Origin of the sequence: Parendozoicomonas verongulae, from assembly GCF_009711465.1 — a bacterium.
In the GTDB taxonomy this organism is placed as follows: domain Bacteria; phylum Pseudomonadota; class Gammaproteobacteria; order Pseudomonadales; family Endozoicomonadaceae; genus Sansalvadorimonas; species Sansalvadorimonas verongulae.
Genome location: NZ_SMME01000003.1, coordinates 1 through 203, shown reverse-complemented (window position 1 = coordinate 203; position 203 = coordinate 1). Strand labels below are relative to the sequence as shown.

General features: G+C 46.3%; 1 protein-coding gene. It reads right to left on the bottom strand.

Going from position 1 to position 203, the window contains the following annotated elements:
- A partial coding sequence (locus E1189_RS24060) for a hypothetical protein (protein ID WP_230459766.1) occupies window positions 1-203 on the bottom strand: 203 nt, incomplete at both ends.

Below are 203 nucleotides of genomic sequence, written 5' to 3'. Positions count from 1 at the left end.
AGAACAAAGAAGATAGCAACGTAGCCTTGTCATGTTGGTGTTTACGAGGCTGGTCGTTATATTGCCAGTCGCGGTGTGGAAACAGTCGCAGAGCATAATCAACGCTGAATTCTGTCCTGCCGGTGACACTGGGGATATTGATGACAATACTGTTAAACCATACAGCCTGTGCAGTATCAGTGCATAGCTGTAAAAGGGACAGA